This is a genomic window from Dokdonella sp. (genome assembly GCF_039926425.1).
GTDB lineage: Bacteria > Pseudomonadota > Gammaproteobacteria > Xanthomonadales > Rhodanobacteraceae > Dokdonella_A.
Genome location: NZ_JBDSWZ010000167.1, coordinates 1 through 10,551, shown reverse-complemented (window position 1 = coordinate 10,551; position 10,551 = coordinate 1). Strand labels below are relative to the sequence as shown.

The following is a 10,551-nucleotide window of genomic DNA, read 5'->3' as shown; positions in this document are numbered from 1 at the left end:
TCGGCCAATGCGGCAACGCGAGGAAACGCCGCATGCTCGACCATTGCCGTGGTTCGCATGTGCTCGGTCCACAGGTTCGCCTGGGCACCCAGAACATGGCGCGCAGAGACCGCATCCATTGCGCGAGGCAACGGCTCGAAGGCGTAGATGTCGGCAAGCGTTCGCACGTCGGGTCGACCCGAGGGTTCGCCCGCCCCATTCGCTTGCAGATGATCGAGATAGAGATCCGGTGACGGCGCCATCACGACGTCATGCCCCTTCCCTGCCGCCTCGATGCCACCTTTGGCGCCGCGCCACGACATCACCGTCGCCGACGTTGGAACATCGCCTTCGAGGATTTCGTCCCAGCCGATCAGCCGACGTCCGCGTGCGGCAAGATGCGATTGGAGGCGACCGATGAACCAGCCCTGCAGCGCGTCCTCATTCGGAACACCGAGTTCGTGCATGCGCGCTTGCACGTGTGCGGATGCTTTCCACTGATCCTTCACCGCCTCGTCGCCGCCGACGTGGATATACGTGCCGGGGAACAGATCCATCACCTCGTCGAGGACATGGCCCATGAACTCCAGCGTGGCGTCGTCCGGATTGAGAATGTAGCGGTGCACGCCCCAGTCCGGCGACACGACCGGCGTGTCGCCCGCGCTGCCGAGTTCGGGATACGCGGCGATCGCCGCCTGCATGTGACCGGGCATGTCGATTTCGGGAACGATGGTGACGTACCGCTCGGCAGCGTAAAGCACGATGTCCCGGATCTGCGCCTTCGTGTAGAAACCGCCGTAGCGCACCGGCTGTCCAATTGCGTCGGTCCCGGCGGCGCCCGCCGGACGACGCCACGCACCCACGCCGGTCAGCCGTGGATAGCGTGCGATCTCGATGCGCCAGCCTTGATCGTCGGTCAGATGCCAGTGGAACGTGTTGATCTTCGCCAGCGACAACTCGTCGATGAAGTGCTTGATGAATTGCGGCGACTGGAAATGCCGCGCGGAGTCGAGCATGACGCCGCGCCACGGAAGGCGTGGGTGATCGCTGATCGCGATCTGCGGGATGTCGATGAACGTCACCTGCGCACTGTCCTGCGTGAGCAGCTGCCACAGCGTGACGCTGCCGTAGAACAGTCCACGCGGATCGCGCGCGGCGACGTGGATGGATTCTGCGTCGACGCGCAGGTCGTAGCCTTCGCCGGAGGGCAACTGCGCGTTGTCGGGGTCGAGCGTGAAGACGATGCCGCGTTTCGAGGCCGCACGGTGTGCGGAAAGTTGCTCATCCAGACGAATACCGCGCGCTGCTTCCAGCCGCTCGGCGAACCGGCGCGCGATTCCTGCGGCTTGCGGGTCGGTCGAATCGACGATCAGCGCTGCGTGCGCGTGCAGAGTGAAATGGCCTGGACGCAAGTTGACGACAGCCGGCTCGGGAATCAGCGACAGCGGGCGCGATGGAATGCTGACAAGCCGTTCGGCCGCGCAGCTGGTGAGCGCGGCGCCAACGACGACGACCGCCATCATCCGAAGCATCGCGGTCGTTGTCAGGGGGATCGGATTACGAGCCATCGCATCGACTCCACGCAAGGCGCGTGCCCGAGCACGACGCGACGATCATGCAGTGCGGCGCGCAAACAAAACAGCGGGTCCGGAGCTGCCCGGACCCGCAACGAACATCGCTGTCTGAGGGCGACGTCAGAAATCGTAATGCAGGGTGGCCATGTAGCGTCTGCCACTCGAATACTTGCCCGCGATCAGGTCCTTGTTGCCAAGGTATTGCAGGTAGGTTTCATCGAGCAGGTTCATTGCGTTGACGTTGACCGAGAACTGATTCGTGAAGTGCCAGCTCGCCGACGCGTCGAGTTCGCGATACGCCGCAACCGACGCCGGTGGTGAACCGGCAACGTAGCCGCCTGCGAGGTAGTGACTACGCCAGCCATACGTGAGGCGCGCACTGAACGGACCCTTTTCGTAATACGGGCTCAAGTTGATCGCGTTCTTCGAGTTGTACGGAAGATCCGTTCCGGACGCGGTGGTGCCGTCAGCGAGCGTGTAGTTCGCAAACATGCCGAAACCGGTATCGCCGAACGGCTGCTGGTAGCTCAACGTGAGACCCTTCACCTTCGCACGGCCGCCGTCGAGTGGACGCAGTACGCTGTAATCGCAGAACCCTTCGACATCGCAATTTCCGAGATGTCCGTCCACGAAAATGCGCTGGTAGCCGGCGGGATCGGTGGTGCGCTGCGAGTTGAACTGGCGTTCGATGTGCGAGTCGGTGGTGATGTAGTTGGAGATGTTCTTGTAGAACACCGACGCGGCAAGCACCGACTGCTCGGCAAAGTACCACTCGACCGACAGATCGAAGTTGACCGACTTGTACGGATCGAGATTCGCGTTGCCACCCGATCCGGTCAGCACGGTGTCATTGAGGAACGTGTTGTGCACTTCCTGGTTGTACGGCGCCCATGCGATGACTTCCGCCACCGCGCCTCGCAGCACGACATCGCTGGAAAGGTCATACGCGATGTTGAACGACGGAAGCGTATTGTTGTGCGACACGTTCGCGGTCTGGTAGCTGCCTTCCGGCGCCGGATAGGTCGGCACACCGCTGTAGCTGTAGCCCGAACTCTCGATCTCGGTGTGCACGAAGCGCAGGCCGAAGTTGCCGTGCAGCGCGTCGGTGCCGAAGTTGAGCTGCGCGTAGCCGGCCTGGGATTTCTGGCTGATCGCGTAGCTGTTGTTGAGGAACGACCCGGGATCGGGCGACGTGCCGAGCGGACTGCCGAGCACCCATGCGAGCACATTGTCGAAACTGGTCTGCACGTGATGACGCTGGTCGCCTGAAAAGCCGGAGAAATTCGCGAGGATGTCGGTCAGTCCGTCGAAACCGATTGTTGCGAGGTTGCCGGTACGAACGCCCCCGAAGATCGACAGCTCGCGCTCTTCGTGATGCTTCGCAACGCGAACACCGACGAGCAGCTGGTTGATGAAGCCCTGGAAGTCCTTCGAGAAATCCAGCTGGCCGTACGTATCCTTCGCGGTCGCGGGCCACTGCGCGTAGTTGCCGCCCCAGCCCCCGCCCGGCGTGTCGCCATCGTGCCAGTTGGCCGGATCCGCTGCCGCCGACGGGTTGTCGAACGTGATGCCGCGGCGGATGTCCCAGCTGTAGCCGCCGTTGTAGTAGGGCTCGATGAAGGCCTGCGAATTGTCGGTGTTGTCGGACTTGCTCTGTCCGATCTGGCCCGACAGTCCCCAGCCGTCACCCTTGTACGTTCCAGTGAGATCGAGTCCTTTGGTGGTCACGGTCGAGATGCGCACCTGATTGTCGAGATAGGTGTTGACCGGACCGTTGCCCCCATTCCCGGTCAACCCGGCACAGCCCGGATCGTCGTTGCCACAGGAATGACCGCCGGTGATGATCCCGCCGGGGCCCGGTGTCAGGCTGGTGATGTTCTGCGGAGTCTGGGTGGTGAAGCCATACATCGACTGGTTGAAGTTGTTGAACTTCTCGCGGACATAGAGGCCGCGAACATCCAGCTCGAACTCGTCGGTCGGCTTCCACTGCATGTTGAGCGTTGCGCTGTTGCGCTTGCGCGTCTGCTGGAAATACGCCGCGTTGATTTCCTGCGGCACCAGCGCATTCGGATCGAGAGCGCCCGACGCGATCCCGGCAGCGACCGCGGGACTCCCCGCCGCAAGACTCGACACCGGGCTGTAGCCGAAGATTTCCTCACCCTGGCGATCGACTTTTTCCTCGTAGTGCTGGCCGGAAATTGCGAAGCCGAACGTGCCTTCCGGATTTTTCCAGCTGTAGAGGATCGACGCGTTCGGCTTGGTCGCATCCGACTGGTCGCCGTAGTTTGCGCCGACCGACGCGCTCAGCGTGTTGACGTCGAGATCGAGCGGCTGGCGCGTGTGCATGATGATGGTGCCGCCGATGCTCCCTTCCGGCAGACGCGCTTCCGGGCTCTTGTACACCTCCAGCTTGCCGAGGATTTCCGGCGCGAGCAGCGTGTAGTCGAATCCGCGGTTCGGCTGTTCGCCATACAGCCAGGTCGTCTGTGCGACCGGATGACCGTCGAGGAACGTCAGATTGAGGCTGGGATCGGTGCCGTTGATGCTGACGCGTTCGCCCTGCCCGAAGCGCCGGTCGATCGTCACGCCCGGAATCTGCGACATCGCCTCGGCAACGTTCGTGCTCGGAAATTTGCCGATGTCCTCGGCGGTGATCGCATCGACGACTGCATTCGCCTCGCGCTTGGTTTCCAGCGAGCGCTTGAGGCTCTCGCGGATGCCATGCACGACCACCGTCTCCATTTCCTGACCTTCCGGCTGCGACGCATCCGCGACGGTGACTGCAGGACTGCCTGGCGTACTTGCTCCCTGGTCCGCATTGCTGGAGCCATCAGCGGCGTGTGCCGTTCCGGCAAACGCGAGCACGGCCAGGATGCTTGCCGAAAGAATGGTTCTTGGGTACTTCATGGTGTTCCCCCTCCTCGTCTCATGGTCTGGGTTCGCTCAAGCGCCGCTCGCCCGCTGGTGTGGATCCATCGTGAGTGCAACTCCGTTCCCCGCGGACCCATCGGTCTGCGAACCGCGGGGGGACTTCAAATCGCGACCGAAATACCAGCTGGCGGCGCCAATGACGCCCAGCTGCGCATGGTCGATCAGGCGAACGGGTATGCGCAGGAGCGCTTCCCGCATCGTGCCCTTGTCGAGAAAACGCGCGACGAACGTGCTGCCGATCAGCAGTTCCTTCATCTGTGGCAACACGCCGCCGGCGAGATAAATCCCGCCACGCGCGCCGTACAGCAACGCAAGATCGCCAAGCACGCTGCCGAACCAGCCACAGAACACGTCGACGGTTTCCACCGCGAACGGATCGCTGCGTGCAAGCGCTGCGGCACTGATCTGCGCCGGCGTCAGGACACGCGGCTGCGTGCCGCGGACAGTGCGCACGGCGGCGTCGAGGTTCACCAGGCCGGTACCGGACAACACGTGCTCGATCATCACGCGCGCACCGCGGCTGCGCAGCTCGCGCAGCACGTCCATCTCGAAATCGGAATCGGGTGCGAGGGTTGCGTGGCCGGCTTCGGTGGCCAGAATGATCGCGCCGCCATGATGCGGAATCCGCACGGCGGCGCCGAGGCCGGTGCCGGGACCCACCACGAGCACGGGGCCCTGCTGCAGGGCTTCCGGGCCGCACAACAGAAACGAATCGCCAACGTCGACATGTCCGACGGCATGGGCCACCGCTTCGAAATCGTTGACGATCGCCAGTTCGTGCACATCGAGCGCGGAGCGGATCGCCGAAATCGACACCGACCAGGGGAGATTCCGGTTGACGACCGCGTCATCGATCACGACGCCGGCGATTGCGAGAGCAACCGTCGCGATCGGTCCCTGCACGTCCCTGTTGCGAAAGTCTTCGATGATCGCCGCAAGGCTCGGGAAGTCGGCGCAGGCGTATTTGCGATAGTGGCGGATCGAGAACGAAGACGTGCCGTCCCGTGCCGCTTCAATCAGCGCAACGCGCGCATGGGTGCCACCGACATCGGCTGCGACGAACACGCCGCCTGCTGTGCTGGATGGCCCTTGATGGCGGCTGTTGTTCACCCGACTCCCCGTTGCCCGCATCGTCTGCCAGCTGCCGGGGGAACACCGCCCGGGCTCTGGTGCGGCGGAGTCTCTGCGTAGGTGACAACGTTGTCAATACGCGTTGCGGAATGATGACAAAGGGGCCTCCAACCTTGCCATCAACAGTGCTGAGGGACCTCGCACATTGCACGAAGATGCCTATATCATGGGGAATCGCCGGGAATGTCGCTCGTGGGGACCGGCCAATGACAACGTTAACCCGCATTGCCCGAATCCGGTCGGCCCATCGTGCCGGCCGGCGAAGATGATCCATCTGGAGAATGCCGATGCATGCCACCGTTGCCGCGTCCACACCACGGGATGTCCGCTCGCCGATGCTCATCATCGGGTTGCTGTTTTTCATCTTCGGATTCGTCACGTGGATGAATGGTCCGCTGATCCAGTTTGTCGAACTCGCGTTTGAACTCGACACGGTCAACGCATTTCTCGTGCTGATGGTTTTCTATCTCTCGTACTTCTTCCTCGCGCTGCCCGCCGCCGCATTCCTTCGCCGCAGCGGAATGAAACGCGGCATGGCAGTGGGCTTGCTCGTGATGGCAGCGGGCGCGATCGTGTTCGGTGAATTCGCGGTGCGCCGCTGGTACCCCGGCGCACTGGGCGGACTCTTCATGATCGGCGCCGGGCTCGCGCTGCTGCAGACCGCGGCGAATCCGTACATCAGCATCCTCGGGCCGATCGAGAGCGCTGCGCAGCGCATCGCGTTCATGGGCATCTGCAACAAGGTGGCCGGCATCCTGGCACCACTGCTGCTCGGCATCCTGGTGATGCATGGGCTCGGCGATCTCAGGTCGCAGGTGCAGGCTGCCGACGCACCCACGCGCGCCGCGCTCCTTGACGCCTTCGCAGCGCGCATCCACATGCCGTACCTGGTGATGGCAGCAATCCTTGGAGTGCTCGGAATCTGGATCGCACGGTCGCCGTTGCCGGAAATCCACTCCTCCGAAGCGAACAGCGCCGTCGGCAACGGACGACGCAGTGACGCCACCATCTTCGCGTTCCCGCACCTGTGGCTCGGCGCGGTGTGCCTGTTCGTCTACGTCGGGGTCGAGGTGATGGCGGGCGATGCGATCGGCACCTACGGCCGCGGTTTCGGGCTGCCTCCCGACGAAACGAAATTCTTCACCTCCTTCACGCTGACCGCGATGCTGATCGGCTATGTCGCCGGCCTGATCGCGATTCCCCGTTTCATCTCCCAATCACGCTATCTCGCGATGTCGGCAGTCCTCGGCGTCGCGCTCGCGATCGGTGCGTTCCTGACAACAGGCTATGTTTCGGTCGGCTTCGTCGCCGCACTTGGCTTCGCCAACGCGATGATGTGGCCGGCGATCTTCCCGCTGGCGATCGCCGGACTTGGACGCCTGACCGAAACCGGATCGGCACTGCTGATCATGGGCATCGCCGGTGGTGCGATCCTGCCGCAGAGTTTTGCGCTGCTGCGCGAACACCACGATTTCCAGCTCGCGTTCGCCTGCATCGTGGTGCCGTGCTACCTCTATATTCTCTACTACGCGCTGCACGGATATCGCGCGGGCCGTGGAAGTGGCGTCTGACGACAGCGTGCTCGATCTTTCCCGCTCCTGTTTGAGGTGTAATGGCGCATGACTCCGTCAAGGCAGACCCGGTGAACCGACCGACCATCAAGGATGTCGCGAAGCGCGCGAACGTCTCGCTGAAAACCGTTTCTCGCGTGATCAACAACGAGACCTCGGTGCGCGAGGACACGCGCGAGCGCATCCAGCGTGCCATCGACGAGCTGAACTATGCTCCCGACCAGGCCGCGCGCAATCTGCGCAGCGCGACGTCGCATGCGATCGGTCTCGTTTACGACAACCCCAATCCGTACTACGTGATCAGCGTGCAGAACGGCGTGCTCGCCGCATGCCACGACCAGGGCTTCGGCCTGCAGATCCATCCCTGCGATTCGACCGTGCCCGATCTCGCCGACGAATTGCGCGACCTCGTGCGACGCACGCGCCTCGCAGGTCTGGTGCTCGCGCCGCCGATGTCCGAGCGCATGGACCTGATCCGCTACCTCGCCGACAACGGCATCAAGTTCGTGCGCATCATTTCGGCGGCAGAAGATCCCGACGACGGCTACCCATGCGTCTACGTCGACGACCGTGACGCGGCGTACGACATCACCGAACACCTGATCCAGCTCGGCCACCACCGCATCGGTTTCCTGTGGGGCGGCGCGGAGCACCGCTCGAGTCCGGAGCGTTTCAAGGGCTACGAGAGCGCGCTGAAAGACTATGACATTCCGCTCGACAAGAAGCTGGTCATCCCCGGCGACTACTCGTTCGACGACGGTTTTCGCGGAGCGCGGCGTCTGTTCGCATTGCGCGAGCGCCCCACCGCGATCTTCGGTTCGAACGACGAGATTGCCGCGGGCGTGCTCGCCGCGGCGAAGGCGAACGGCATCGACGTGCCATACGAGCTGTCGATCGCCGGTTTCGAAGACAGCCCGTTTTCGAAACAATCGTGGCCCGCGCTGACCACTGCAAAGCAGGCGACCGAAGACATCGCGCGCCACGCAGCCTTGCGCCTGATCGCCGAACTCAAGCCCTCCGCAAGCGGCGTCGCTCCGGTCAACCGCGGGTTCAGTCCGTCGCTGGTGATCCGCGATTCGACCGCACGCGTCGGGAAGCCGACCTCCTGATGTTTTCGCGAAGACGTCCGACCATGCCGCAGCCCGATCCGAAACCACGCGCTCCCGAATCCACCCGCATGTATCGGGAGGTGCTCGAGTCGGCCTCGGTCATCACCCATCAGCTCGACGCGAATCGGGACGTGATGCACGATCTCGCCACGTCGTTGATCCGCCGTCCACCGCGTCTGATTGCCACCGGCGCACGCGGCAGTTCGGACAATGCGGCGACATTCGCCAAGTACCTGTTCGAGACGCGGCTGGGAGTCACCACGACGTCCGCGGCGCCGTCGGTGCAATCGATCTACGCAGCGTCGCAGGACCTTGAAGGGGCGTTGTTCCTTGCCATCTCGCAATCGGGCAAGAGTCCCGATCTGGTCGACCAGGCCGACGCGGCGAAGCGCGCCGGCGCGCGGGTCGTCGCGATGGTCAACGTCGAAGGATCGCCGCTCGCGCACACCGCCGACTTCGTGATTCCGTTGCGCGCCGGGCCCGAACTGAGCGTCGCTGCAACGAAGAGTTTTCTCTGCTCGATGTCCGCGCTGCTGCATCTCGCCGCGGAGTGGAGCGACGATGCGCACCTGCGAACCGCGCTGGACGACGTGCCGTCAGCGCTGGATGCCGGCTGGCCACTCGACTGGTCGTCGCTGGTCGATGGACTCGAGGATGCGCGCAACCTGTTTGTCGTCGGCCGCGGACTCGGACTTGCTGCGGCGCAGGAAGCCGCTCTGAAACTCAAGGAAACCTGCGGCCTGCATGCCGAGGCATTCAGTTCGGCCGAAGTGCAGCACGGTCCGATGGCGCTGGTCGGCGAGGATTTCCCTGTGCTGTTCTTCGTGCAGGACGACGACACGCGCGAAGGCACGCTGGAGGTCGCCGCAAAATTCCGCGCACGCGGAGCGCGAGTCTGGGTTGCAGGGCAGGCGTCGGGTATCGGCACCCTTCCACTCGCCGCCCGACTGGATCCCGCGTGCGCGCCGCTGGTCGCGGTGCATCGATGCTACGGCGCGATCAACGCGTTGTCGGTTCGGCGCGGGCGCGATCCCGACGCGCCGCCACACCTGCGCAAGGTCACCGAGACGATCTGATGCGCACCGCGTTCGTCAATGGCGTCGTGTTGACCCTGGCAGGATTTCGCGACGACGTTGCGGTGATCGTCGATGGTGATCGCATCGACGACGCCATCGACGCCGACGATGCGCGCCTGCGCGACATCGAACGGGTCGATCTCGGCGGCCACACGCTCCTCCCCGGCTTCATCGACGTCCAGGTCAACGGGGGCGGTGGCGTCCTGTTCAACGATGTGCCGACCGTCGACACGATCCGCGCGATTGGCGAAGCGCATCGCCGCTTCGGAACGACCGGTTTCCTGCCCACACTGATCAGCGACGACGCGGACGTGATGCGTGCGGCGATCGCCGCCGTCGATGCCGCGATCGCGCAGCGCGTTCCGGGTGTGCTCGGCATCCACATCGAAGGGCCTTACATCGCGCCCACTCGACGCGGTGCGCACGATGCGAACAAGTTCCGCGCCCTCGACGACGCCGAACTCGATCTGGTGTGTTCGCTCCGCCATGGAAAGACAGTGCTGACGCTGGCCCCCGAATGTGTGCCCCCCGGGCGCATTCGCGAACTCGTCGCGCGTGGCGTGATCGTCTGTGCCGGCCATACGGCAGCGGATTACGCGCAGACACGCGCCGCACTCGATGCGGGTGTTCGCGGCTTTACGCACCTGTTCAACGCGATGACACCGTTGCAGGGTCGCGAACCCGGCGTGGTCGGTGCTGCTCTCGAGGATCCCGACAGCTGGTGCGGCATCATCGTCGACGGTTTCCATGTACACCCCTCGTCGCTGCGTGTTGCGCTTGCCGCGAAGGCCAGTGGCAAGCTGATGCTCGTCACCGATGCGATGCCGCCGGTGGGCGCGCATTCCGAGACCTACATGCTGGCGGGCGTGCCGATCACCTGTCGCGACGGCCGCTGCGAGACACCCGACGGCGTGCTCGCCGGATCCGCTCTCGACATGGCCGGCGCGGTGCGCAACACGGTGAATGCACTCGGTATCCCGCTTGACGAAGCCGGGCGGATGGCCTCGACGTATCCCGCCGATTTTCTCGGGCTGTCGCACGATGTTGGCCATGTTGCAAAGGGACGGCGTGCAGACCTCGTCGTGTTCGACAGGACCCTGCATGTCGTTCGCACCTGCATCGGCGGCGCGTGGTCTCCACTGTAGGGATGGCAACGCGATGCGGCCCAGCCGCGATCCGT

At 64.0% G+C, this 10,551-nt stretch carries 7 protein-coding genes; 4 read left to right on the top strand and 3 right to left on the bottom strand.

Annotated features, from left to right (window positions below; genetic code table 11):
• The 3 genes from ABIV12_RS09965 to glk form a co-directional block, all read right to left on the bottom strand.
• Positions 1-1,547: beta-N-acetylhexosaminidase (locus ABIV12_RS09965; protein ID WP_348058791.1), on the bottom strand; the 1,547-nt coding region annotated here is incomplete at its 3' end.
• Positions 1,548-1,673: 126 nt separating this feature from the next.
• Positions 1,674-4,460: a TonB-dependent receptor gene (locus tag ABIV12_RS09960; RefSeq protein ID WP_348058790.1), complete on the bottom strand. Its 2,787-nt coding sequence runs from the start codon at positions 4,458-4,460 to the stop codon at positions 1,674-1,676.
• A gap of 36 nt (positions 4,461-4,496) precedes the next feature.
• Positions 4,497-5,594, bottom strand: coding sequence for a glucokinase (gene glk, locus ABIV12_RS09955; protein ID WP_348058788.1), 1,098 nt, complete (start codon positions 5,592-5,594; stop codon positions 4,497-4,499).
• Between the two features lie 308 nt (positions 5,595-5,902).
• Between glk and ABIV12_RS09950 the strand changes: the two genes are divergently transcribed.
• The 4 genes from ABIV12_RS09950 to nagA all read left to right on the top strand — a co-directional run bounded on the left by ABIV12_RS09950 (position 5,903) and on the right by nagA (position 10,516).
• The gene (locus ABIV12_RS09950; RefSeq protein WP_348058786.1) at positions 5,903-7,186 is read left to right on the top strand and encodes a sugar MFS transporter; all 1,284 of its coding nucleotides are present in this window, start codon (positions 5,903-5,905) and stop codon (positions 7,184-7,186) included.
• A 71-nt stretch (positions 7,187-7,257) separates the two neighbouring features.
• On the top strand, positions 7,258-8,295 hold the full coding sequence (locus ABIV12_RS09945; protein ID WP_348058784.1) for a LacI family DNA-binding transcriptional regulator: 1,038 nt from the start codon (positions 7,258-7,260) through the stop codon (positions 8,293-8,295).
• Positions 8,296-8,318: 23 nt separating this feature from the next.
• Complete coding sequence (locus ABIV12_RS09940) at positions 8,319-9,371, top strand: SIS domain-containing protein (protein ID WP_348058782.1); 1,053 nt, start codon at positions 8,319-8,321, stop codon at positions 9,369-9,371.
• Complete coding sequence (gene nagA, locus ABIV12_RS09935; protein WP_348058780.1) at positions 9,371-10,516, top strand: N-acetylglucosamine-6-phosphate deacetylase; 1,146 nt, start codon at positions 9,371-9,373, stop codon at positions 10,514-10,516. Before ABIV12_RS09940 ends, nagA begins: the two co-directional genes overlap by 1 nt.
• Positions 10,517-10,551: the final 35 nt, after the last annotated feature.

Excerpts from the sequence above, each read along its gene's own strand:
- ABIV12_RS09960 (WP_348058790.1), bottom strand. The coding sequence starts at position 4,460 with ATGAAGTACCCAAGAACCATTCTTTCGGCAAGCATCCTGGCCGTGCTC.
- ABIV12_RS09950 (WP_348058786.1), top strand. The coding sequence starts at position 5,903 with ATGCATGCCACCGTTGCCGCGTCCACACCACGGGATGTCCGCTCGCCG.
- ABIV12_RS09940 (WP_348058782.1), top strand. The coding sequence starts at position 8,319 with ATGCCGCAGCCCGATCCGAAACCACGCGCTCCCGAATCCACCCGCATG.
- nagA (WP_348058780.1), top strand. The coding sequence starts at position 9,371 with ATGCGCACCGCGTTCGTCAATGGCGTCGTGTTGACCCTGGCAGGATTT.